The 24,330-nt window shown below is 42.6% G+C and carries 22 protein-coding genes; 1 reads left to right on the top strand and 21 read right to left on the bottom strand.

The window, feature by feature from the left end:
- Nucleotide 1 precedes the first annotated feature (1 nt).
- A complete protein-coding gene (locus ABE28_RS09790; protein WP_064466250.1) occupies nt 2-640 on the top strand; it encodes an FMN-dependent NADH-azoreductase in 639 nt (212 codons plus the stop codon).
- A 392-nt stretch (nt 641-1,032) separates the two neighbouring features.
- Here ABE28_RS09790 and trxB read toward each other — a convergent pair whose 3' ends face one another.
- The 21 genes from trxB to ABE28_RS09695 form a co-directional block, all read right to left on the bottom strand.
- The gene (trxB, locus tag ABE28_RS09785; protein WP_064466251.1) at nt 1,033-1,986 is read right to left on the bottom strand and encodes a thioredoxin-disulfide reductase; all 954 of its coding nucleotides are present in this window, start codon (nt 1,984-1,986) and stop codon (nt 1,033-1,035) included.
- Between the two features lie 100 nt (nt 1,987-2,086).
- Nucleotides 2,087-3,265 carry an NAD(P)/FAD-dependent oxidoreductase gene (locus ABE28_RS09780; protein ID WP_064466252.1) on the bottom strand — a complete coding sequence of 393 codons (1,179 nt, stop codon included), beginning with the start codon at nt 3,263-3,265 and terminating at the stop codon, nt 2,087-2,089.
- A gap of 83 nt (nt 3,266-3,348) precedes the next feature.
- Entirely contained in the window at nt 3,349-4,326 is a 978-nt protein-coding gene (locus tag ABE28_RS09775) for an alpha-ketoacid dehydrogenase subunit beta (protein ID WP_064466253.1), read from the bottom strand.
- A gap of 3 nt (nt 4,327-4,329) precedes the next feature.
- Nucleotides 4,330-5,442 (bottom strand): pyruvate dehydrogenase (acetyl-transferring) E1 component subunit alpha, encoded by a 1,113-nt coding sequence (pdhA, locus tag ABE28_RS09770; RefSeq protein ID WP_064466254.1) that lies wholly within the window; start codon nt 5,440-5,442, stop codon nt 4,330-4,332.
- Between the two features lie 558 nt (nt 5,443-6,000).
- The gene (locus ABE28_RS09765) at nt 6,001-6,504 is read right to left on the bottom strand and encodes an RrF2 family transcriptional regulator (protein WP_064466255.1); all 504 of its coding nucleotides are present in this window, start codon (nt 6,502-6,504) and stop codon (nt 6,001-6,003) included.
- Between the two features lie 525 nt (nt 6,505-7,029).
- A complete protein-coding gene (locus ABE28_RS09760; RefSeq protein ID WP_064466256.1) occupies nt 7,030-7,656 on the bottom strand; it encodes a YktB family protein in 627 nt (208 codons plus the stop codon).
- Nucleotides 7,657-7,794: 138 nt separating this feature from the next.
- Nucleotides 7,795-8,427: an FMN-dependent NADH-azoreductase gene (locus ABE28_RS09755; RefSeq protein ID WP_064466257.1), complete on the bottom strand. Its 633-nt coding sequence runs from the start codon at nt 8,425-8,427 to the stop codon at nt 7,795-7,797.
- Nucleotides 8,428-9,069: 642 nt separating this feature from the next.
- Entirely contained in the window at nt 9,070-9,399 is a 330-nt protein-coding gene (locus tag ABE28_RS09750) for a PTS lactose/cellobiose transporter subunit IIA (protein WP_064466258.1), read from the bottom strand.
- Between the two features lie 29 nt (nt 9,400-9,428).
- Nucleotides 9,429-9,734 carry a PTS sugar transporter subunit IIB gene (locus ABE28_RS09745; RefSeq protein ID WP_064466259.1) on the bottom strand — a complete coding sequence of 102 codons (306 nt, stop codon included), beginning with the start codon at nt 9,732-9,734 and terminating at the stop codon, nt 9,429-9,431.
- Between the two features lie 12 nt (nt 9,735-9,746).
- Nucleotides 9,747-10,835 carry a DUF871 domain-containing protein gene (locus tag ABE28_RS09740; RefSeq protein ID WP_064466260.1) on the bottom strand — a complete coding sequence of 363 codons (1,089 nt, stop codon included), beginning with the start codon at nt 10,833-10,835 and terminating at the stop codon, nt 9,747-9,749.
- 8 nt (nt 10,836-10,843) lie between these two features.
- Nucleotides 10,844-11,122, bottom strand: coding sequence for a hypothetical protein (locus tag ABE28_RS09735; protein ID WP_064466261.1), 279 nt, complete (start codon nt 11,120-11,122; stop codon nt 10,844-10,846).
- Nucleotides 11,115-12,443: a PTS sugar transporter subunit IIC gene (locus ABE28_RS09730; RefSeq protein WP_064466262.1), complete on the bottom strand. Its 1,329-nt coding sequence runs from the start codon at nt 12,441-12,443 to the stop codon at nt 11,115-11,117. The genes ABE28_RS09735 and ABE28_RS09730 overlap by 8 nt, the downstream gene beginning before the upstream one ends.
- A gap of 581 nt (nt 12,444-13,024) precedes the next feature.
- Nucleotides 13,025-13,378: an amino acid permease gene (locus ABE28_RS24980; protein WP_156775730.1), complete on the bottom strand. Its 354-nt coding sequence runs from the start codon at nt 13,376-13,378 to the stop codon at nt 13,025-13,027.
- Nucleotides 13,379-13,622: 244 nt separating this feature from the next.
- A complete protein-coding gene (locus tag ABE28_RS24975) occupies nt 13,623-13,997 on the bottom strand; it encodes a hypothetical protein (protein WP_257390759.1) in 375 nt (124 codons plus the stop codon).
- 6 nt (nt 13,998-14,003) lie between these two features.
- Nucleotides 14,004-14,162 carry a hypothetical protein gene (locus ABE28_RS25710; protein WP_257390758.1) on the bottom strand — a complete coding sequence of 53 codons (159 nt, stop codon included), beginning with the start codon at nt 14,160-14,162 and terminating at the stop codon, nt 14,004-14,006.
- A gap of 86 nt (nt 14,163-14,248) precedes the next feature.
- Complete coding sequence (locus ABE28_RS09720; protein ID WP_064466263.1) at nt 14,249-15,391, bottom strand: saccharopine dehydrogenase family protein; 1,143 nt, start codon at nt 15,389-15,391, stop codon at nt 14,249-14,251.
- Nucleotides 15,392-15,574: 183 nt separating this feature from the next.
- Nucleotides 15,575-17,242, bottom strand: coding sequence for an amino acid permease (locus ABE28_RS09715; RefSeq protein WP_064466264.1), 1,668 nt, complete (start codon nt 17,240-17,242; stop codon nt 15,575-15,577).
- A 126-nt stretch (nt 17,243-17,368) separates the two neighbouring features.
- The gene (locus ABE28_RS09710; RefSeq protein WP_083232022.1) at nt 17,369-19,117 is read right to left on the bottom strand and encodes a hydantoinase B/oxoprolinase family protein; all 1,749 of its coding nucleotides are present in this window, start codon (nt 19,115-19,117) and stop codon (nt 17,369-17,371) included.
- Complete coding sequence (locus tag ABE28_RS09705) at nt 19,114-21,183, bottom strand: hydantoinase/oxoprolinase family protein (protein WP_064466265.1); 2,070 nt, start codon at nt 21,181-21,183, stop codon at nt 19,114-19,116. The genes ABE28_RS09710 and ABE28_RS09705 overlap by 4 nt, the downstream gene beginning before the upstream one ends.
- Nucleotides 21,180-22,415, bottom strand: a complete 1,236-nt coding sequence (locus ABE28_RS09700; RefSeq protein WP_064466266.1) for a M24 family metallopeptidase — start codon at nt 22,413-22,415, stop codon at nt 21,180-21,182. Before ABE28_RS09700 ends, ABE28_RS09705 begins: the two co-directional genes overlap by 4 nt.
- 65 nt (nt 22,416-22,480) lie before the next feature.
- Nucleotides 22,481-23,992, bottom strand: coding sequence for an aldehyde dehydrogenase family protein (locus ABE28_RS09695; protein ID WP_064466267.1), 1,512 nt, complete (start codon nt 23,990-23,992; stop codon nt 22,481-22,483).
- Nucleotides 23,993-24,330: the final 338 nt, after the last annotated feature.

The raw sequence follows: 24,330 nt of genomic DNA, 5'->3' as shown, positions 1-24,330 counted from the left end.
CATGGCAAAAGTCCTTTATATTACAGCACATCCACTTGATGATTCACAATCATTCAGCATGGCGGCGGGGAGCGCCTTCGTTGAAACATATAAACAGAGCAACCCTAACGACGAAGTGGTTCACATCGACTTATACAAGGAGCATATTCCTGCACTAGATGCCGATATATTCAGTGGATGGGGAAAACTTCAAACAGGTAAAGGATTTGAAGAACTTTCCGAACACGAAAAAGAAAAGGTCAACCGTCTAGGAGAATTGAGTGAACAATTTGTCTCCGCTAATAAGTATGTATTTGTTACACCAATGTGGAATTTCTCCTTCCCTCCGGTTATGAAAGCGTATCTTGATTCAGTAGCAGTGGCCGGGAAGACCTTCAAATATACGGCAAACGGACCAGTCGGTTTATTGACGGATAAAAAAGCATTGCACATTCAAGCGCGTGGCGGCATTTATTCTGAAGGTCCGATGGCCGATTTGGAAATGGGTCACCGTTATATTAACAACCTGGTCGCAGGATTCTTTGGGGTTCCTTCTTTGGAAGGGATATTTATCGAAGGGCACAATCAATATCCTGATCGTGCACAGGATATTAAAGAAAAAGGGATTCAGGAAGCAAAAGAATTAGCTAAAAGATTTTAAAGGAAACGGCATCAAAATGTGACCGTTTAGTCATTCAAGACTCCCATCCGTCACACAACAAGGTGTAGGGCTTGCGGCTTTAGCCGTGGGAGTAAAAAAATATCGCTATCGTCACATTCCTTTAGGCGGTAAACTTTAAACAAAAAAAATGACAGTTTATTGTACAATAAACTGTCATTTTTTTTAATTTCAATCTGAAAATTCATTCATTACAGGTATGGAAAATCGATCATATAATAATGAAAGTGAATTCTTGTAATTAAATACCTGTCATGTTCTGAGTATAGCTTCTAATTTAAAAGATTTAAGGTCAAGGATCATATGTTCAATATAGGACAATAAGACACTTTGCTGAAAACGATCATTACCTTCGCTGCTCAATCGTCGTATTTTTATTTTCCTTTACTCCAATCATGGACTGCACTTCCTTCGACATAACGTTCTGCATCTAAAGCGGCCATGCATCCGGTTCCAGCTGCTGTAATGGCTTGACGGTATTTGCTATCTTGGACATCCCCACAAGCAAAAACGCCTGGAACACTTGTTTGAGTGGAACCAGGTTTTACAATAATATACCCAGTCTCATCTGTATTCAACTGTCCTTTTAGAAAGCCAGTGCTAGGTAAATGGCCAATGGCAATGAAAATACCGTCTGTTTCAATTATCTCTTCTTCGCCAGTTCCATTGTCTTTTATTTTCAAGCCTGTTACTTCATTCTTGTTGTTCGCCATTATTTCAATGGGTGTTTTATTTAAACTCCATGTGATCTTTTTATTTTGCTGTGCTCGATTTTGCATGATTTTTGAAGCTCTTAGCTCATTTCTCCGGTGCACAATACGTACTTCCGAACCGAATTTTGTAAGAAAATGGGCTTCTTCCATCGCTGTATCTCCACCGCCTATCACAACGATCTTTTTATCCTTAAAGAAAAATCCGTCACAGGTGGCGCATGTACTAACACCTCGTCCAATATTCTCCTTTTCCCCAGGAATGTTTAAGAACTTTGCAGAAGCGCCTGTAGATATAATTAGGGATTGTGTTAAAATATCGCCTAATCCTTCTACACGTAATCTATATGGGGGCCCACTAGAAAGGTCTACACCATTCACCCATCCTGTCTTAAATTCGGCACCAAAGCGCTCCGCTTGCTTTCTCATGTTTTCCATGAGTTCGGGTCCCATTACACCCTCTACAAAACCTGGATAATTATCCACTTCCGTAGTCATTGTCAGTTGGCCACCTGGTTGACTCCCCTCAATGACAAGAGGCTTCATATCGGCACGTGCCAAATAAATGGCTGCTGTCAATCCCGCTGGACCCGTTCCTAAAATAACCACTTTTCGCATAATTCATCCCTCCGAAACTTACTTTTTTGAAACTTTTTTCCTTTAAAATATATCAGCCTATAATAAAAAATCGGTTGAATTGAAATTTGAGAATGTAGAATTAATAGGCTTTGCTAAATAATCCTTTGATATGAGTTAAGTACCGAACATCACTAGCTTCTTTCATAAGTGTTGCCGGCAATCCTTTTAATTGCGTTTTATTTCCCCCGATTGTACCAACTGCATCTTTACGTCCAAGGCTTGCTAATGTGCCAGAGAATACAGGCATGAACGGTTCCATAGCACCACCGCGTATGGACCTGGCCAAGTTCACACCCACAACTTCGCCCATTTGCCAAGCTAATTGAGCAGTTGGTGGATATGACTTTCCGTCTGTACCTAAAACGATGGCACTATCACCAGCAACAAATACATTTTGGTGAGATGTAGATTGTAAATACTCGTTTACAAGTACGCGTCCACGATTCACTTCCATACCAGAGTTGGCTACCACGGAGATCCTTTGGACTCCTCCAGCCCATATCATTGTTTTTGTCTCGATTTTTCTGCCGTCTTTAAGTTCAACGGATGTACCATCCATTTTTACAATTGGTATACCCGTAACGATTTTAACCCCACGTTTTGATAAACTTGAATAAGCGCGTTCAATTAATTCTGAAGGGAAGCCTTTAAGAATGGAAGGACCAGCTTCCACACAGTAAAGAGAAATATCTTTCGGATCAATGCCGTGTTTCAAGCATAAACTTGGTATTTTGTCAGCATATTCACCAACAAGTTCAATACCAGTCAATCCCCCTCCGCCAACCACAATCGTACCGTCCGCTTTATTTTTTGTTTTGCTATAGGCAGCGATACAACCTTCTACGTGGGCACGTAATCGATTTGAATCATTTACTGATTTTAGTACGAAACTGTGCTTTTCTAAACGAGGGATACCGAAGTAAGCTGTTTCGCTTCCTAGAGCAGTCACTAAATAGTCGTAACTTAATATCGCTCCGTCATCAAGAGATACTTCACGGTGGTCTGGTCTAATTTCTTTTACTGCAGCTATTTTTAAATCAACATTGTAGTCTTTAAGCAATTTATCAAGCGGCAGGGCAACTGCTTGTTCACTAAGTCCCCCTACGGCGAGACGGTGCAGTTCTGTAATGATTTGATGTGTAGCGAAACGATTCACTACTGTAATCCTTGCTTCATCCACGCTTAGGTGTTGACGGGCTGCCATGGCTGATAATAAACCACCGTACCCGGCGCCTAAAATTAAAATATGTTTTGACATATTCAATCCTCCGTCTACAATTTTTTTATATACGCTAGCGCAACGCGGAATGGTTTTTACGATACAAGGTGGCTGCGTTTCAATTAAAAGTTCATTCCTTTTTTAGCTGTCTCGATTACAGCTTTATCATTCGGTAACCAACTGTTTTCCGCCTCAGTAAATGCATACACAGTATCAGGTGCTGAGACACGTAATACTGGAGATTCTAAACTTAGGATTGCACGCTCGTTTATTTCAGCGACCAAATGCGCTCCAATACCAGCTTGTTTCTGAGCTTCTTGAACGACTATACAACGACCCGTCTTTTCAACGGATGCTATAATCGTATCCATATCCAACGGACTAATCGTTCTTAAGTCCACAACTTCTGCCGATATCCCTTCTTTTGAGAGTTCATCAGCTGCTTTTATTGACTCGTGTACCATCGCACCGTAGGTAATGATCGAAAGGTCTGTTCCTTCCCGTTTCACATCCGCTTTACCAATTTCTATTGTATACTCTTCTTCCGGAACCTCTTGACGGAAAGAACGATACAATTTCATATGCTCTAAAAATACAACTGGATCGTTATCCCGGATCGCCGAAATCAACAGGCCTTTCGCGTCATATGGGGTTGATGGAATAACGACTTTTAATCCAGGCTGTTGAGCAAGGAGCCCTTCTAAACTATCAGAATGAAACTCGGGTGTATGAACTCCCCCACCAAAAGGAGCACGAATGGTGACTGGGGCCGTCCAACGACCAGCATAACGATATCGCATGCGGGCAAGCTGTCCATTTAGGGAATCCATTGCTTCGTATACGAAACCGAAGAATTGGATCTCAATGACTGGTCGGAAACCAGTTAGACCCAAGCCTATCGCAAGGCCGCCTATACCTGATTCTGCAAGAGGTGTATCGAAAACGCGCTCTTCACCAAATTCATTTTGTAAGCCTTCAGTTGCGCGGAACACTCCCCCATTTACACCAACATCTTCACCAAAAACTAAAACATTTTCATTATTCTTTAACTCTGTACGGATTGCATCGGTGATTGCTTTAATCATCGTTATTTGAGCCATGGTCTATTTCGACTCCTTTTCTTTATAAATTTCATATTGTTCTTGTAGATTAACGGGCATTTTTTCGTACATATTCTCGATCAAATCAGTAACTTTTTGTTTTGGGTATTGGTCGGCTTTTTGTATGGCAGCTTTTATATCTTCTTTTGCTTGTTCGATTACTTTTTTTTCTTCTTCTTCATTCCAAAGGCCTTTTGCTTCTAAAAATTTACGGAAGCGTACTAAAGGATCTACATCGTGCCATTCATTATCTATTTCTTTTGTCCGATACCGCGTCGGATCATCCCCAGACATGGTATGTGGTCCATAACGGTATGTTAACGTTTCGATTAGCGTAGGTCCTTTACCCTTTATCGCCCGTTCACGCGCATCCCGAACCGCTGCATACACCGCAAGTGGATCCATTCCATCAACTTGAACACCGGCAATGCCAACTGCTACCGCTTTTTGTGCAATGGTAGCTGCAGCAGATTGCTTTTCAACTGGAGTCGAAATTGCATAACCGTTGTTTTGAACAACGAAAATCACTGGTGCTTTGAACGCTCCTGCAAAGTTCATTCCTTCATAAAAATCGCCCTGTGATGCACCACCATCACCCGTATAAGCAATCGCGACTGAATTTTTCCCGCGTTTCTTGAAACCTAAAGCTACACCGGTAGCTTGAATATACTGAGCACCAATAATAATTTGTGGCGCTAGACAATTAACACCTTCGGGCATTTGATTTCCATGGTAATGTCCACGAGAGAATAAAAAGGCTTGATATAGCGGTAAACCATGCCAAATAATCTGTGGAACATCACGGTATCCAGGTAAAATGAAATCTTCTTTTTCAAGAGCAAACTGAGAAGCTATCTGTGAAGCCTCTTGACCGGCTGTTGGTGCGTAGAATCCTAATCGGCCTTGACGGTTTAAAGAGATTGATCGCTCATCCAAAATACGTGTGTAAACCATTCGCCTCATTAATTCTTTTAATTGCTCTACTGTAAGATCTGGCATGGCATCCTCATTGATGACTACTCCTTCTTCATTAAGAATCCTGAATGTTTCGAATTGCAAAGCAATCTCATCAAATTGTTTTTTCGCGTTTACAACGGTTACTGATTCACTCTTCATTTTTTATCCCTTCCTTTTCTTTAATAAATAGTGCTGCAAAGCATACATTACAGATACTATTTATCTGTAATTATGCGTAAAAAATTTTTTACAAAATAATCATAAACGTTTGATTTTTACCGAGAATGTTTTCGATACGATCATCCACAATGTACCGACGAAGGATTCTATAGGTCTACAAATCCACCTATAATTCTACACGTCGTTCTGCAAGTATGTTAACCAATCACCGCCTATCCTGAAATGCTGACTGTATAAGCTCCATTGAAAGGATCGTATTTTCTTTTACCTGTTATGGGCTCAAGGTATCAAATAGCTTAGCTCTTTTAATTGAGGCTGTATGAGATGTTGTTGATTTCTGCCTCCCATGACCTGCTTTGCAGAGGGCGGGCACTGGGCCACCTTGGCGCGCCTGTGGGATCTCGCCTGTCCCGTTGTTCCCACAGGGGTTTCTCGCTTCCCCCACACTCAACCTTCGTAACAAAATTCATTTAAGTCAGTAGTGCTATTATTATACTCCCATCGTATAGGCACTCACTAAAATGTGAAGAGGACCCCTTATCTAAGTTCTAGGGCTTTTCGGAACCAATCTACTCCCTCAGAATGTCTGTCCTTCAACTTCATTTTTAATGTATCATTTAGCTCTGAGATGTTTTTGCTCTTGAGATAAACTCTCATCTTCTCCTCAGCTTCTAACATTATGACGTTAATTGTACAAGGTCCACACTGAATGGAGTCTTGGACTTCTTGTCCTTCAGACAAGATGCACCTTTGCCTGATGTTTGCGCACTGAAAAAAAGGCTGCTTTCCTTCGATTGCTTCTATAACATCCCAAAAATCAATCTTACTTGGGTGTTTAGCTAATTCATACCCACCTTTAACGCCAGGCATGGAACGTACGATGCCCGACTTCTTTAATTTAGTGAAAATCTTTGATAAATACGTTTCAGAAACCCCTTGAAATGTCGCTAATTCCTTAACGCCGACGGACTTCCCGGTAGGTAGATCCACAAAATAAGATAGGCAATGAAGAGCGTATTCAACTCCTTTACTGAATTGCATGCGACTAACCTCCGACTAAAAGAATTAGAGTCAAAAAATGAATGTTCATTGTCCTAGTTTGAATACTATCAAGAAATGAAAAAGTTTAACCCACGTTTTGGATTTCAAAAAACCCTAATTTTCACAACTGAAGTTCTTAATATAGGAGTTAAACCATTCGCTAGTTTCAGTTCATTTATGAAACATAACTTAGACAGATTGCTCGTTATATCTATAATGGTCATGCATTTCTAATGCCGGACCCTGTCATTGACCTATATGGTCTTTTGGCTATATGTCCTAGAAACTTTTCAAAAAGTTAAAAGTTCCTTAGAAGCAATGTCTTTAAAGTTTCCCATTAACATTGAATTTTTAACCGTAATGCTTTTACATTTTACAGACATTCATGGTGTGTATAATGAACGCATTGGTCTGTAGTACACTTTTTTGGTAATATTCCGCTATCAAAGGATACGGAATTAAAGCTTTTTTGTGTAGCGAAATTCAGGCTGGTTCCAGCCTTCCGACACGAGTCGTAAGCATTTTTCATTGATGCAACATTTCATAAAGTGGAAATAATGTCTTGAATGTATCACCAACTAATGAAATGAACTTATCACCATTCTTCAAAATTGGATCATTTGATTGAACATGGCGACCAACAAGGAACTCTGCCTTTTTCACGTCTCGGAAGCGCTCTAACGATTTTTCCAATCCTTCTTCACCTAAATTAAAAATGGATTCAGATTCTTTTTTCATATGGTCAAGTGATATGACATAATCACTCGGAATCAGCTTACGAATATTATCAATCTCCCCAAGAAAATTACGCGCAATATCCTTCTTGTTAGGCAATTCATAAATGAATGCAAGCCATATGAAAACATGGTCATCAAATAAGCCCACTTGAAAGTGCGGAAGCATTTTATATCCTTGTTTATTTGCTGATATCGCTAACCAAGTGTCTTTAGGAGCATTAACGGTTCGTCGTGCGTGTTTTGCAATATGCAAAAACATTTCATTTCCGGCTAATATTGAAAGTTCATCCGTCAGTGTGTCACCCATTGCTTGAAACTTCGGCTGAATACGATCTTTTATTGCTTCCATTCTAGTTTCGAGTCCTTCTAATGTAAACGTATCAAAATCAGTTTGATTAAAACCATTAAACCGCATGAACCAAACACTCCTTTAATTTATATACTTTTGGTAGCATCTCTTCTATTTTTTTGAGCCAGTTAGGTGTTAATGAATTCAACTACGTTTTCTTATAAAACATCCGCTTCAAATTACCGGTTTCAAATACTTTAGTTATTAGAAATGAGATGCAACCTTTACTACCATTTCCAAACCATCTTCTATGATTCCTTGTGAAAGACCAGGATATTGTGTATGGCCTTCAATCACAACCGTTTCAAGTTCAGTAATGCCGCGGTAATGAAGCCAATTAGTTACAAAATTAACGCCCATCTCTTTTGATGCCATATGTTCAGAAGAGTAATCCGAACCACGAGCACATAAAATGGCAACTTTTTTGTTACTAACCTGTGTTTTCCTTGCTTGGGAAAGGTAAGAAACATAGGTTATCAATGGCGCGGGAACTGTGTAATACCATAATGGAAAAGCGAAAACTATTTTTTCGGCATCCAAGAACTGCTTTAAGTAGTGTTCAACAATATCTGTAGCTTTTGCCTCTTCAGCGGTTAACTCTAACCCTTTGCTCCGCTTGAATCCTCCTGCAATAGCTGAATTTCCATAATACGGAAGGTTGGCATTAAATAAATCTAATTCAATAATTTCTTCATTTGGAGTAGTTTCTTTAAACGTGTTTAAAAATTTATTATACATTTGTACACTAATTGCCTGATCCTCAGGACGATCGTTAATTTTTACAAATAAAACGTTTGACATTGTTTGTTCCCTCATTTGTTTTTTATTTCCCAGCATTTATATTGTTGTTGGTCATTTACTCTTGATAAATTCGTAAATGCAAAAAAAGTATATTAAATATCTACATTATCTATAATTGATTATAAAAAAACGTTGGCACTATATATTCAATGAATTTTGTTTTTTATGTCACTCTCCTTATGTCTTTCCCATTCTTTAGATTATTTATGATTTTCAAGCTAAATCATAATTAGAGATATCACTTATCTGTATTATATATTATTGTTTCGATTCATGTCAATGAAGACGAACCACATACATATTTTGGTAAAGAGTTGCCTTTGATCGCCTTTATCAGCTAGATCTAGATAGACCACCGATTAACACATCGCACTAGTTTTCAAGGCTGCAGCTAATTTTGCATCGGGTCCGTTGCCCACCACTTATCCTTGATCGTTTCGTTTACTTGCTAACTATCCGATTGTTTCTTGCTCAGTATCAGGATCCATTACACCTGCTACTATTGAAAGCAAAGGTGTTTCACCTTCACGATTCCTCCAATCAAGGAAAAATTAAACGACCTGAGTCCGATAGAATGCCGGAACTCAGGTCTTAGAAGCTGCTTAAGCTATATGTTTATCATTTTTGGGTCAGATCATATGTCGGTGACTTTTTGAACGATCAAGCGCCAACCATCACTTAATGAACCTTTTGTGTTTTCTCATGTAATTCCACGATTTCTATCGCTAAGTCTTTTGTTGTCATGGAAGTCATCAGGTGATCTTGAGCATGGATCAAAAGCATGGGTATATCGAAATTCTCACCATTCACTTCTGCTTGGATCAAGGCGGTTTGGATTTTATGTGCCGCGACAAACTCTTGCTCCGCCTCCTTTAACATATCTTGAGCAACGCCGGATTTACCTTGCTTTTGCAAAGCGATTGCTTCCATTGCACAACTGCGGGCATTTCCGCTATGAAGAATCAATTGAAAGGATAATTCAGCTAAAGCCTCTTTCGTTTTCGTCATTTTGCACCCTCTTATCTTTTAAAGGTAGTTTATTTACCTATTAATTGAATGGCCGCTTTCAGCACTTCCTTGCCATTGCATGATCCATAGTGCATCGGATTTATCGTATCTACCGGTACACCCTTTTCATCTCCGATTTTCCTTATATCATTAAGTAAATAACGAACCTGTGGTCCCAACAAAACCACATCCACATCGTTAATATGATTTCTTACTTCGGTAGTGGCTACTGCCTGGATTTTCGCATTCACTCCTTCTTCCGATGCGGCTTTCTCCATCTTATTAACCAATAGACTGGTAGACATTCCTGCAGAACAGCATAATAGAATATTCATTCACTTTCCTCCTCATAATTTCTTGATCAATCTAAATGAGCTCCAGGGCTTAATATATTCCAGTAAAAACCGTTCTTCCTCCACAACCTCTGCAACGAGGTTCTTCCGTTCATCCAAAGGCATGTCCCGTAAAATGACTTGAAGTTCGCCTTTATATTTTCCAAAGGAATCATTGCCGATGAAAACGGACCCTTTTTGTTGTGGTACACTTTCCCGAATCGGAAAATTGTCATTTCCGTACTTTTTCCTGACTTCAACTGACCGGACCATATACTCACTAATATCACCGCGGCGAATATGTATTTCATCCAAAGTTATTTGATGCTCGATGGGAGTTGCATCCGAATGGAGCTCCACTTTCAATTCGATCATGTCCCGCTTTAAATCTCCAAGCAATTTCAATTCCGCTTCATTGGCATAAGCGTTTCCAATGATTACATCATCAATTAAGTCTGTGGCCCATAGATGCTTGGCTTGTACATCAATGGAAAGTTCACGATGCTGTTCCAATGTGCACAATCCATCGTTGATGTTCCACGGTCCTATCTCCCCCGTTTGTGAAGTAACAAATGCCGCTGTCCGGATGCCATGCTTTTTAAATCGCTTACTGCAGGAAATGAAGAAATCATAAGGCAGTCCGGTGAATTTTTGCGGATAGAAATTATGACACCCAATCAATTGATTCTTATTGGCTTGATGCGTCAAAATATTCGTTAAATATTCGACATCATTGCTCATATTCAATTCTATTTTCAATCCATAAGGGTTATACGTCATTTTGGCTTCCTTCAAGCCATCAAAGCCCAAATCCAGACGAACGCCATCCGCTCCCATTTCTGCGAAAAATCCTAAATCATCATAACTTATATCAAAGCTGTCAAAAACAGCAGGTGCAACATCAAGGATCACTTCCATATCCAGCGTTTTCGCATAAGAAATGATATCCTTATATTCTTCCATGACGACTTCATAAGGTTTTGAAACCGATAATAAGCACGTGAATATTCGTTCAAATCCATAGCGATGGGCAAGTTTTATATATCGCTTGTCAAGATCCGGTGTAGAATGTTCCGGATAAATTGATATTCCCAATCTTCTCATAGCTTGATTCACTCCTTATTTTCTTTCCATTGAACCCGCCTTGATTGTAACCTCATTAAATAATCACGGTAGCGGGTGGATACCATTACAGAACAAACAATCGTCGGCATGATGACTATCAAATAATAACTTGAACCTAATGCGCTGAATAAAATGATGGAAAAGCTAATGATTAAAATCGTAAAGCCTACTGCTTTCCAAGGTGTTAACCATTCAGCCAGCTTCGTTCGCGAAAAAAGGATTTGGGCACCGACAAAGGAAAGAACTGCTCCTAAGATTTCAAGCATATTTTATGCCTGCCTTTTTTTCTACCGGTCCATCTTCGATTTTATTTTCATCACGCAGATGCTGCTTTTCGAACATCTTGAAAAACGGAAAATAAATCATTAATGATATGAAAAAATTCAATATAACGAGAACTCCTGCCATGATTGTCCAATCCGTGCTGATTACAGCCGCAATCGGGCTGAAGACCGTAAACGGAAGCTTGGCCATGATCATGGGAATCAACCCCAATTGAAAGAACGTGTAAGAAATGACGACATTCACCAAAGGAGCAACAATGAACGGGACCATCAATATCGGATTCATGACGATAGGTGCCCCAAATATGACAGGTTCGTTAATATTGAAAATCCCCGGTACAAACGAAAGTTTTCCTAGTTCTTTTAAATACTTCGATTTTGAAAATAAAAACAATACAACCAGCGACAAGGTTGAACCTGCCCCGCCAATCCAAACGAACCATTGAATGAATTGTTCCGTGAACAAGTTGGGCAAATTCGCTGCATTGCCTGTTCTTGCAAACGTATCCATATTCTCGAGAATGGCGGAATCCCACATCGGCCGTATGATCGGACCCAATATGGCCGGTCCATGAATACCCAATGACCAAAAGAAAACGATGAGGAAGACAGTAAGCAGACCACCCAGTAAACTATTTCCTACCAATAAATTTTTGAGCGGTGATACCAATGTCGTGATGATGGAATTTATATCAAAGCCCAATCCGTAACGAATGCCCCAAAATAAAAGGACCACGACCAATGTTGGAATCAGTGCAGCAAAGGAGTTGGACACCATCGGCGGAACACTTTCCGGTAATTTGATTTTGATGTCCCGTTTTATGAGAAAATGAAAGATTTCCACGGATATCAATGAGGTAACGATCGCTCCGAACAAAGAAGCAGCACTTAAAGAGCTAATTGGCAGCCACCTTCCCGCTTCGATGACTCCCGGGACGGTTTCCATTACTTGTGTTGGTACGACACAAGTGATCAAGAATGCCAATACTGATAGAAAGCCTGCACTAAGCTGATCTAATTTATAATGACCAGCAAGAGCCGAACCCACCCCGAATGCAGCATAGAGAGCCATCGCACCCACAGTAAATCGGAAAGGCACATCCAACGCAGCTCGGTATGGCGCAATCCATTCATCATACCCATCAATTGGGAAATTCAATAAAATAACAAAAAACGAACCGATAATCGTCAAAGGAAGCGTTGCAAGGACACCATGACGAATTGCTAGCAGATGTCTCTGTGACCCAATTTTGTTTGCCACAGGAAGCACCTTTGATTCGAGTACACTCATAAAACTATTCAATACCTTCCCCCCCTAAAAATAAAGACTGAAAAAACAAATAATTACAATAAATAAACATTATAACGTTATATTCATTATGTCAATCCTTTTTTTATATCCGGTCAGTTGGTTTCACACAAACAATTGTTGCCATTGTAGAAGCTTTTTTAAGCAATGAAAGGGTGAAGTGAAAAATTATTGGATGATGGAAGAATCCACCCATTGAAAAAGGCTATCTGACCTTTTCTTGATACAAAACTCTTGTGAAACTCCAGAACTAATTACTGATAGCCGTGCCATGAGCTTCATTCAGAGGAAATGGTATTGAAGTTTTCAAGGGATTCTTTGAATGATATTTTTCTGCAAATTGAAGATAAACGAATTCGATCTTTGAGTTAACAATCAAATATAATATAAATACAAAAAAACTGTTGACATCCTCCATTTTGATCGAAGTTTGTCTACAGTCTGTAATATACATCACTCGTATTTTTTAGATTTAAATAAGAAAAAATAATAATACATCGATCCAATCAGTATCCAACAAGCTCCTAACAGGAGGGCAAACCACGATAAACTGCACCATACATAGATGATGAACATTAACCCAAAGGCAGGCATAAAGGGTGTTTGAAATAATCTCCGCTTTTTTGGTTGATAAAAAAATGGGAGATGACTGAAAGATGGAGCAGGATGAAGCCCGTCAAAGCTCCAAAGTTAACCGATAACGGGAGCTCACCCAGATGTTCGGCAAAAAAAGAGGCTATCAATAACGAAAGAATGGCAACTACGATTGTACTCATATATGGTGTCTGATGTTTTGGATGTACCTTTGCCAAAAATTCTGGAAGCTTCTTATCTCTCGCCATGCTGAACAGCAATCGGGAAATCGCTGCTTGGAAAACCATGGCATTGGCGAAACCAAAAGCTAATGACATGGGTAAAGCGGCAAGCATTTTCAGCCATGGCCCTCCTGCAGCCTCTGCAATATCATAAAACGCTGTATCGGTATTCCTAAAACTTGTGTACTCTGGCCAGATGAGAGCGGATATCCAGGTTTGTCATAAAAATGAAACCAATCGCTACCAATGCCCAAAGCATGTCTTTGCCTATATCCTTCTTGGATCCTTCTTCTCCTCGGTAAGTGTTGAAATAGAATGAAATCCCAAAAGCTCAAAGCGGCAATGGAGACCGCCCCCATCAATGATGTAATGCTGAACTGGCCAGGGTCATACAACGGTTTAAACGAAATTCGGCTCCATTGATTTCCTTTGAAACAGCCATGAATCCGAAGAAGATATAGATGGCAAGTACGATAGGTATGAGGATCAAAATGATTTTATTAAAATAAGAACTGATTTTCATTCCAAAATAATTCAAAAGTGTATTGCTGCCGAGACAAGGTAAATCCAACAAAATGATCCATCCGGCGAGAAAACCGTAAAAATCGTTTATCCCCCGCTGGGCATACGAATAGACGGAACCGGAAATCGGAAAGGCTTCCGACATTCTCATATAGCTGAACGCTGTAAAGAGCATTGCAAGCATACCTATCAAATACGTCAGTGCCACCATCCCATTTTAAGCCTTGACAACATAACCATAAATGCCAAATGGAGCGATCGGTACCATGAGAGCCAGCCCATATACGAATAAATCCCCCAATGACAGTGTCCTCTTCAATTCCTGTTTATAACCGAACTTCTCTATTGAATGCCCGGTTGGTTCAATCTGAGGCATTCCGTCCACCTCGCATGATATTTCAATCCATACACGTAAAGCGCGATATTGGCGCTTTACGTGTATGGTCGGTCATTCCTATGAATCTATTTTAATTTCCTGGTTTCACTAAACGTCGTATACAATTCTACGTTTTTTTGCTTGAGATAAGAGATATACGTTTCTGGATCTACACATAATTCAGGCGGTTTGACACCAATTTCGGTAATTTCGCCTTTCAACAGCATTTGCGCAACGATGGAGGCAGGAATGGCTGTAGCGTATTGAGTGGGGCTTGCATCCCACTCTTCCTGATACCCTGACAATAATTCCATCCTTATTGTCGTAGGATTACCGTTCTTGATTCCTTTCACTTCCACCAATAAGGAATCTTTCCCCCATATCGGTTTCTCTTTTGCTGCTAGCACTTTGGATAGCAAGGAAACAAGCTGCCTCCTTGGGACTGTGCCATCCTCCATTGCTTTAGTATCGATTAAACCTAGTTCATTCAGGACGTTAATTTTCTCGATGGTGTCTGGATCCCACGTATCTTTGTAGGTGATTTTTTTTACATTTGGAAAGCTGGTGGGTAATGTAGCCAACTCCGAATGTATGATTGAATAGGTTTTCTGAATGCCCAAATCCTCATGAAAATGGGTATATTCTTCATCGGCCAACGGTTGGATTTCCACCAATTTTCCATCTTTTACAGCAAGTGCGTTCTTCACAGCTTCATCAATATACGTATCGGGTGCAAAAGCAAACGTAACGCCAGAAGTGGTGGATCCGTAACGAATATGGATTTCTTCAGCAACATCCAACTGGTCAATCCCGTATCGGCAAAAGATGTTGGATGTTCCTGGATCGGAGCCCATTCCGACAATCGAAAGAATTCCCGCTTTTTTCATCTCCGCATCCATGGCCAATTGCTTTTTCGTGAATGTAAATAGCCCTCCCAGATCCAATACACTAACACCTGCAGCCGCAGCCGCGTTCATAACATTCACGTTAAACTTAAAGTTTGTCGCATTAACACAGACCTTCGCTTCACTTAATACTTCCTTCGTTTGCTTCAGATCGGTAACATCCAATTTTGCGATTTGTACGCTGGAACCCAATTGACGGGCCAAGTAATTTAGATTTTCCTCGTTCATATCCGCCGCGATCACTTCGAACCCGCTCGTTACAAGGTCTCTTACAATAATTTTTCCGATTGTTCCTGTTGCACCGATTACTGCGATTTTACTCAAAACATTCTCCTCCTATACTAGATGTCTATTTTCTTTTTTTATATTCAGCCATTTTTTATCGGCTAAATAAGGTACTGATGATGATAGATTTTGGGATAAGCAATATAGAACTTCGCCTGACTATCCTTACATTCATTCAGGTTCCCCCTTCTCGTTCTATTTTGCTTGCTTGCAACACGGAAATCATTCAGGTGGGGCTTGTTTAAAGGCAAGGTCTGTGTTCAACCCGTGAAAGCTCTTCAGGTATGCACGATACAAGTAATACCAGATAAAAGATGCAACCAAACTGAAGACGACCAGGCCGCGTGCTTCAGGAGTCGTAAAACCAAGCTCTGGATAGATGAGATTCATTAAGGTAACCCCTCCGCCTGACAGGAAAACGATGGCACCGACAACCGTAATGAGCGGCAGGCCGAACAGTTTATACTTTGCGACCGGTGATGCATCAAATATCGTTTTGGCCCTGTAAGGAAATAAAACACCTGCCAGCCCAGTAATTGCCACGATACCAACACCTGTAAAAGCTCCTGCTAACATCATCGTGTTCCTCAAGCTTGGACTAATCCAATATAGGAAATTAAGAATGGTAGCCAAAGCCAAATAAAAAATGGCAGCATTTATTGGGGCATGTGTTTTTTCACTAATTTTCGCAAACCATCTTGGAAGCGTGCGGTCCACGCCCATCCCGCTCAGTACACGGGTCATGTTAAGGAAAACGGATGTCGCGAAATAAAAGCCGACCGCGATGAAGCCGAGAGATAATAAAATTAATACGATCGGGTTCGTAGTCGTCATCATGACGAAACTAGTGACGGTCACTCCAGCTGGAGCCTCAATCCCTCCGCTATAGAAAGCATGCGAGTAGGCATTTAAAAAATCACTGCCGACCATGCGCTGGAATAACCATGTTGGAAGCGCCCAAGACACAAGTCCAACATAGATACCGCCCATCGTGAAGGCGTTGAACAACTTTTTAAAATTGTTGGCTTGCTTCGTCTCACCCAATAGTCCCTGAGCCCCGAATGCTACATACCAAATGACTCCGGTAACGGAAAGGAAAAGAAAGGTATTCCGCAAAGAGAACTTTTGCTGTACAAATCCCTCATTGGCAGCGGCATCAATTACCGATTGTGAATAATTCGGGACCCCGAGGGCTTTTTCATGCCAAGCGTTAAAGTCCGTGATGAAAGAATCATGAGCCATTAGAAGCAATATGATCAAGACGATGTTTGATAAAACAACGGCAGGCAGGATGACGTATCTTTGGATATTACGGCCGCTCCCAATCCCCTTGAGCGTTAGGAGGAATGATAAAAATGACAAAACGAGAATAGTCACGAACAATCCGGTGTCACTGCCTATCCAACTAGCTGCGTTAAGCAATCCTGCCGAATCATATTTCAGTCCTAAATTATAAAACAAAGGCTGCAAACCAAGGGTGGATACAACCAGTCCTCCAGTTGTCGTAAAGGTGACCCAAATGAATACTTCCCAGGCAAATGTAAATGAAAAACCAATGGCTGGATGGATGGCACGCGTTTGATATAGATAATCACCGCCTGCCCTTGGCATGGCCGATCCAAGGCCTGCATATAAAGCAAAAACCGGAATCATCAACGCCATAGCGATCAGGACTGATAAGGGAATATTCAAGCCAGGCAGAATGGACTGCGGCAACGGGAAAATATACAATGTACCAAAGAGAGCCCCTGCAGCAAGTACACCATATGCTGCGGTGTCAAATAAAGAAAGCTCCCGTACGAGGCCGGACGACTTTCGAGGAAGATCCTCGGAAGCTGAGACGGTACTCCCCGCCTGACTCGTTACCTCATCTGAGTTAAGATTCATCATCTTGTTCCTTCCCTCTTCATTAGTTTTTCATACCCATAAGAAGCTTTTTCATCGTATTGGAAAGCCCTTGAAAAAGGGCTTTCCATTAAAATCCCTTCAAATTCTTTAATGGGGCAATAGAAAATTTCAGATACCTACAAAACCATTTTTCACATCAGCACCGTATACGGCTGTTACTGCTTCCACACTTGCCTTTCCTTGTCGGATATCTTCGCCTATTAGCTCCGGATCACGCTTAGATGGTTTGCCATAGCCTCCTCCGCCTGATGTTTCGATAATCAGTCTTTCTCCAGGCAGAGCCTGGAAATATCCTTTTCGTAAAGACTGCTCCGTGCCATCCAATCGGACATGCCGTATCCTGGCAGGTATGCCAGCTCTTCCCCCTGCCATTGCCCAAGGGGAGAAATCAGGTTCAGCCTGTTCTGTATATACCAAACCGGAGTGCTCCCGTTCAAGAATTTCATATTCCCTTCGTATGCCCAAGCCACCTCTCTTCTCCCCAGCACCTCCAGAATCGGGAATCAGTTCGGTGGAACGGATCCGTATCAGATAACTAAGCTCACAAACTTCTGCCGGCAGGATGGCCACATTTCCACAATGTGTATCAACAGCATCGATGCCATCACCATACTGATGTGCTCCCATTCCTCCTCCTAAATCATCCTGAATCACCCTAGGTTCTCCATTGACTGGGTGCCAGCTATCGATTGCCAGGCTGGAAAAACCAACGAACGAACCGGCTGCCGTTCTTTCAGGATATAGCTCAGACAACGCCCGAATGATGGTATCCGCTATTCGCTGAACAGCAAGGTGACGCAGACTGACAGCTGCGGGAAAGGCTGGATTTACAAGACTTCCTTCAGGAAAATGCATATGGATGGGGCGAAAGCAGCCTTGATTTTGCGGAGTGCTTGGGTCCACGACACATTTAACTGCATATAACACTGCCGAAGCTGCAGCTGCTGGAGGTACATTCATTCCGCCTGGCATTTGAGCCGCTGTCCCTGAAAAATCCACCTCTATCTCATTTCCGGATTTACAAACGGTTATGCGGATTTCGACCGGTCCTCCACCAATGCCATCATCGTCAAGCCACCCGCTGACCGTTGTTTTTGCATCCTCCATTTGTGACAATTCAACTTTCATCCGGGTCTCCGAATAATCCATTGCCCTGCCCATTACGTTCAACAGGGTATTAGAGCCATATCTTTCTGCCAGTTCACGCAGACGGCGTTCCCCATAACGGCAAGCGGCAAGTTGCGCCCGCAAATCGCCCATCGTCGCCTTTGGCTCCCTTACGTTACCAGCAATGATCGTTGTCACCGCTTCATTTATCACTTCCGCAGTTGCCAGTCTGACAGGAGGGATCCGCAGACCCTCTTCAAAAATCGAGCGGTTATCGAATCCTTCGGTCCCAGGATTTTTCCCTCCCATATCTGCATGGTGGGCAATCGTACCGCAAATGCCTATCAAACACCCCTCAGCAAAAGAAGGGGTAAACACATGCAGATCGGGGGTATGCTGTCCGCCACGATAAGGGTCGTTGACAAGGAAGGCATCTCCTGGCTGAAATTCGCTGGAAGGAAAATCCTTGAACAACTCGTTTAAAGCAGCACCCATCGACCCAAGGTGAGCTGGAATGTTTTCTGCTTGTGCCACAAGATTCCCTTCAGGATCAAAAATGGCGCATGAATAATCGATCATTTCCCTGATGATTGGTGAATATGCACTTCTCCCTAACGCTCCGCTCATTTCATCCGCTGCAGCAAGGAGTGCACTATACACGACTTCCACCGTAATGGCGTCCATCTCATGAATTGCCAGTTTGGAACCTGTCTCCAAGGTTGGTGCTTTCATTTCCGTTTTTCGCTTCATACAAAGTCCCCCAATGTCACGATCATATTTCCGTGTTGATCAGATTCAACCCATTGTCCAGGTTCGACGATTAGAGTTGTATCCATTTGCTCGATGATGGCTGGTCCTACAATCGTATAACCCTGTACGAGACTCTTCCGTCGATATATTGGCGTATCACACCAACCTTGCCCGCTGAAGTAAACGGACCTTTTATCACTTGGCAGAGGTTGACCGGTTGTCGACTCTTCATGGTACATGCTTCCCTGCTCGGAATGTTTCAATTTGCCAACGGCGGACAAACGTAAATTGACGATTTCGATCGGTTCATCTTCAGCAGCATGACCATATGTGTTTTCATGTTCCGAATGAAACCGCTTACCTGATTCTTCGAGAAGTTCTGAAGTGATTTCACCTTCTATGGGAACGTTGAGATAATGTTCTTGTCCTAAATAACGAATATCCAATGACCGCTCCAGCCTCATATGATTTGGCGTAACGCCGTCGTTCACCAGTCTGGAAATCCCCCGACCTTCCATTTCCCGAAAGCTTTGTTCAGTAGTATGCTCATCAACGTTAGCCATGGCCGATACTTCCGTCTGGGAGAAATCATGGCGAATATCACTCAATAGCAAACCAAGTGCACAAAGAACTCCAGGAGTTGCCGGGACGATAACCTTACGGACACCCAATTCTTTAGCCAGCGCTGTCGCATGTAACGGTCCGGCGCCTCCAAAAGCTATTAAAGCGAAATCTCTTGGATCATGTCCCCTGCGGCTGGATACTACACGAAGGGCACCGACCATGCTTGCATTTGCCACTTCAATAATTCCCCATGCCAATCGTTCCAATTCCAGCTCCATGTCATTCGCCAATTCTTCAAGCACTGCATCTGAACGCTCTGGATAGACATCGAATTCTCCACCAAGGTAATAATCGGCATTCAGCCTGCCGAGGAAGAGATTAGCATCCGTGACGGTAGGTTCCGTTCCCCCTTTTCCATAGCACGCAGGTCCTGGAACCGCGCCGGCACTTTTCGGCCCAACTTTAAGTGCTCCTCCTTGGTCACACCACCCGATGCTGCCGCCTCCTGCTCCAATCGTATGCACGTCCACCGTTGGCACCTGTAGCGGATAAGCACCATTGACCGTTGTATTCTGGATAATTTGCGCCCTGCCATTGACGATCAAGCCTACGTCGGAGCTAGTGCCACCCATATCGAAAGTCAAGGCATTGGGATATCCTGCCTTTCGGGCAATTTCAGCTGCAGCAACGATTCCACCGGCAGGTCCGCTAAGTATGAGGTTGTGCGCCGATCCTTCCGCTTCTTCCGCTGAAACGTTCCCTCCGTTCGATTGCATGATATGAAGCCTCTGTCCCGCTCCCCGTTCGTTTAACGCCTCTCGCAAATGTCGAAGATAGCGCCTTATGATCGGGGCAAGAGCTCCGTTTATTACCGTAGTGGAGGTCCTTGGATATTCTCGGAATTCCGGACTGACCTCGGACGATATGCAAACGTACAACTCTGGCGCCATCTCTTTGACTATGGCCCTAATGGCCGCTTCATGCTTCGGGTTTGCGAATGAGAATAGCAATGTGATTGCCAGACTATCAATATCCGAACTAAGCAATTTTCGTACTATATCCCGTACTTCATCTTCGTCCAATGAATCAACAACCTGGCCGTCCGCATCGATTCTTTCCGTAACTTCCTCCCTTAAGTCACGAGTTACCAACGGAGCGGGTTTTTTTTGATGAAGCCCGTACAACTCCGGCCGCATTTGTGTACCGATTTCAAGGATATCCCGGAACCCCTTAGTGGTGATTAGGCCTACTTTAGCCCATTGTTCCTGCAGCATCGCATTAGTAGCAACAGTTGTTCCATGTGCAATGAAATCTATTTCTTCTAGCGGGATGCCTGCTCCAATACAAAGGCGTTCCAGCCCTTGAAGTATGGCTTTTGCTGGATTTTCAGGTGTGGAGGGTACCTTGAAGACAACAGCAGGATGCCCATCATGCAGTAATACGCAATCCGTAAAAGTTCCGCCAGTGTCAATTCCGATCCGGACCGTTGCAGCCGTGCTCATGCACGACCACCTCCTGCAAGTGCAGGAGCTATTGTAAGAGATAAATTCTTATTTGGAGTCAAACATTCACAACCCTTTTCCGTGACTACGATGCTTTCACTAAACCCGATCCCGTATTCACCTGGAACCCAAATGCAAATCGGTAGGTGGAACGTCATTCCTGGCTTCAATTCCCTATCGTTTCCATCTGCAATATACATCGGATTCTCAGTCCATGTCGGTTGAAAGCTCATCCCGATCGAATACCCAAACGCACCATGAAAGAATGCTTCCGGTACACTTTTCAATCCTTTTTTGGCGAATTGCGCTACTTCATGCCCCGTACGTCCAGGCTTAATATTTTCAAGTAGCAGATTGACAGTTTCGATGCTTGCATCAGCAAGTTTCTGAACATCATTGGACGGTTCCCCTACGACCGCGCTTCGCATGGACGGTGCGTTGTACCGGTTATGCGTACCGGTGAACTCGAAGTAGACGGAGTCACCCTTCTCTAATTTTTTTCGGCGATAAGCGATATGTGGCATATAACCTGTCCGATAGCCTGACATCATCATCGGATCAATCGACATTAACTCGCTGCCCGCTCCAATGATAGCTTCATAGGCTTTTGCCACGACTTCATTTTCACTTACACCTTCACGAATCGCCTGAAGGCTTGCTTGAAGTCCAAGCCACGAATATTCGCCCGCTTGCTTCATATAGGTAAGCTCTTTGTCCGTTTTAATCAATCGCACTTCCATAACCATGGTTGTAGCATCCGTAAAGGTGGCATTAGACAATTTCCCCTTAAGTGTCAAATAGCTTTTCGTATCGAATGCACCGCTTGCAAACGTTTCAGCATAGCCCATTTCCAGACCGATCGTCTTACCGTCAAAGCCGTTCTCAAGTAAAATTCTGGCGAGGTCACTGCCTGTATCTTGCGCTTCATACCAGTAAAATACTTGAATATTTCTTGTCCAGCCATTAAGTAGCATGCACGGAGCTTCCAGTTCAGAGCAGTGTAAAATTAATTCTCCGCTGCTAGGAACGATCAGCACGGTGTACCCTGAAGGCATCGTGGTGTCATATCCAGTCAGATAACCTATATTGGAGGTATTTGAAACAAGCAGAACATCGATTTCTTCTTTTTCCATATTCGAACGGACTTCGGCCAATCTTCTGTGATATTCCGCCTCTGGAAAAGCCAGTTCTTGTTTAATGGGGTTATTTAACAGCTCATCAATCAATTTCATTATGCTTCCTCCTCGTATTTTTTCTGAATTATACAAATAATTAAATGGTAGATCCTTTTACCTCATTAGTGAGTCATGACGTGTGAATAGCCGGTGGTTTCAATCCAGCCACTTGGCTTGACATCAAGATTGATGTTAATCTGTTTCAATTCCAGGTATTCAGTGAAACCGTTCGTTCCTAGCTCTCTGCCGATTCCGCTCTGTTTGTATCCTCCCCATGGTGCTTCATTAAAAGTGGCATGATACGTATTAATCCACGTAATTCCGGCACGCAGCTTCCGGATCACCCTCATGGATCTGGCAGCATCCGATGTGAAAACGGCTGCTGCGAGACCATAAGGTGTCCCGTTTGCAAGTTTTATTGCTTCTTCTTCCGTTTTAAATGTTTGGATAACTAACACTGGACCAAATATCTCCTCGTTCACGATTCTCATCTTAGGATTCGTATCCGTAAAAATGGTAGGCTCTAGAAAATACCCTTTCCGATTGATCCGTTTCCCTCCAGTCAGTATTGTCGCGCCCTCATTTTTGCCAATCTCGATATAATCCAGGACACGATACAGTTGTTGTTCCGAGATGAGCGGCCCCATATTCGTATCCGGTTCAATTCCTGGTCCAACCCTAATCTTTTCGGCCTTTTCCACTAAGGCTGGAATGAATGCTTCATAGATTGATTCCTCAAGTAATAAACGGGAGCCTGCAGAACATACTTGCCCTTGATTAGCGAATATGGCATAAAGTGCGTGATCTAGCGCCGATTCAAAATCTGCGTCTGCAAATACGATATTGGGAGATTTCCCGCCCAATTCCAGACCTACCTTTTTTATCGAATCTGCCGCAGATTTCATGATTGATTTGCCTGTTTTTGTTCCGCCAGTAAAAGAAATTTTGTCGATTGATGCATTGCTGGCCAGCTCGGCGCCTACTGTCGCTCCTTTGCCAAGTACTAGATTGACGACACCAGGTGGAAACCCAACCTCCTCAATGATTTCAAACAGTTTAAGGATAGTAAGCGGTGTCTGCTCAGCAGGCTTGATTACTACCGTACATCCAGCCGCAAGGGCAGGCGCCATTTTTTGTGTTGCCATGACCAAAGGGTAATTCCAAGGGATAATTTGGCCTACCACTCCAATGGGCTCTGCAATTACCAATGCCTGCATTCGCTCCGGTACATCGTAAACCTGGCCATGAGGCTTAGTCGCCAATCCAGCGTAATAGCGGAATTGATCCACCGAATCGCTTACATCATTACGTGAATCCCTCATCGTCTTGCCATTATTCAGTGTCTCCAAAACGGCAATCTCCTCAGCATGTTCCTCAAGTTTATCAGCAACCCGAACAAGAAAATCCGCACGCTCCCTAGCCGTGCTCTCCATCCATCCATCTTCATAAAATGCTCTTCTGGCTGCCTCGATTGCCCGTTTGGAATCTTCTTCATTCCCTTCCGTCACTACAGCAATGATATCCTCTGTAGCAGGGTTGACAATTCGGCGGGTATCTCCACTGGAACTATGTACCCAACATCCGTCAATGAACATCCGTTGCGTATGAAATGTATTTATATTCTTGGTACTCATTGTTAGCCTACCCCCTTTTTCTCACCTAAGTGAAATCGTTATTACTCCATCCTTGGTGAGCAAAAACCCTAAAACCTGACTGAACGAGCTCATGGTTGGCAGAGCGATTCCAAGTAATAAACCGCAGCCCATAGGATGCAAACTTCAAGATCGTGGATTGTGTAAGTTAAACTCCGCTTCTGTACACAGCACTCTAATAAAGACATGAAAACGTGTCATGATACTTGATTATTCCCGTAATTAGCGCCTCTTTGGCGGGAACATATTGAAGGGGAATCCCGACTTCCGAGCACGGTTATCAAAGTCAGCTAGGAAACCCCCTCCATGCTATCTAGCGA

The sequence above is a fragment of the Peribacillus muralis genome (genome assembly GCF_001645685.2).
GTDB classification, from domain to species: domain Bacteria; phylum Bacillota; class Bacilli; order Bacillales; family DSM-1321; genus Peribacillus; species Peribacillus muralis_A.
This window is presented reverse-complemented; position numbering and strand designations above follow the sequence as displayed.

Coding starts and splice junctions, on each gene's coding strand:
- ABE28_RS09745 (WP_064466259.1), bottom strand. CDS start 9,734: ATGAATATTCTATTATGCTGTTCTGCAGGAATGTCTACCAGTCTATTG.
- ABE28_RS09710 (WP_083232022.1), bottom strand. CDS start 19,117: ATGAAGCGAAAAACGGAAATGAAAGCACCAACCTTGGAGACAGGTTCC.
- ABE28_RS09765 (WP_064466255.1), bottom strand. CDS start 6,504: ATGCAATTCAGTAAAGGAGTTGAATACGCTCTTCATTGCCTATCTTAT.
- ABE28_RS09695 (WP_064466267.1), bottom strand. CDS start 23,992: ATGAGTACCAAGAATATAAATACATTTCATACGCAACGGATGTTCATT.
- ABE28_RS09760 (WP_064466256.1), bottom strand. CDS start 7,656: ATGCGGTTTAATGGTTTTAATCAAACTGATTTTGATACGTTTACATTA.
- ABE28_RS09735 (WP_064466261.1), bottom strand. CDS start 11,122: ATGCTTGAAATCTTAGGAGCAGTTCTTTCCTTTGTCGGTGCCCAAATC.
- ABE28_RS25710 (WP_257390758.1), bottom strand. CDS start 14,162: ATGCCTCAGATTGAACCAACCGGGCATTCAATAGAGAAGTTCGGTTAT.
- ABE28_RS09780 (WP_064466252.1), bottom strand. CDS start 3,265: ATGTCAAAACATATTTTAATTTTAGGCGCCGGGTACGGTGGTTTATTA.
- trxB (WP_064466251.1), bottom strand. CDS start 1,986: ATGCGAAAAGTGGTTATTTTAGGAACGGGTCCAGCGGGATTGACAGCA.
- ABE28_RS09790 (WP_064466250.1), top strand. CDS start 2: ATGGCAAAAGTCCTTTATATTACAGCACATCCACTTGATGATTCACAA.
- ABE28_RS09705 (WP_064466265.1), bottom strand. CDS start 21,183: ATGAGCACGGCTGCAACGGTCCGGATCGGAATTGACACTGGCGGAACT.
- ABE28_RS09755 (WP_064466257.1), bottom strand. CDS start 8,427: ATGCTGGGAAATAAAAAACAAATGAGGGAACAAACAATGTCAAACGTT.
- ABE28_RS09775 (WP_064466253.1), bottom strand. CDS start 4,326: ATGGCTCAAATAACGATGATTAAAGCAATCACCGATGCAATCCGTACA.
- ABE28_RS09740 (WP_064466260.1), bottom strand. CDS start 10,835: ATGAGAAGATTGGGAATATCAATTTATCCGGAACATTCTACACCGGAT.
- pdhA (WP_064466254.1), bottom strand. CDS start 5,442: ATGAAGAGTGAATCAGTAACCGTTGTAAACGCGAAAAAACAATTTGAT.
- ABE28_RS09750 (WP_064466258.1), bottom strand. CDS start 9,399: ATGACGAAAACGAAAGAGGCTTTAGCTGAATTATCCTTTCAATTGATT.
- ABE28_RS24980 (WP_156775730.1), bottom strand. CDS start 13,378: ATGCTTGCCGCTTTACCCATGTCATTAGCTTTTGGTTTCGCCAATGCC.
- ABE28_RS09700 (WP_064466266.1), bottom strand. CDS start 22,415: ATGAAATTGATTGATGAGCTGTTAAATAACCCCATTAAACAAGAACTG.
- ABE28_RS09715 (WP_064466264.1), bottom strand. CDS start 17,242: ATGATGAATCTTAACTCAGATGAGGTAACGAGTCAGGCGGGGAGTACC.
- ABE28_RS24975 (WP_257390759.1), bottom strand. CDS start 13,997: ATGGTGGCACTGACGTATTTGATAGGTATGCTTGCAATGCTCTTTACA.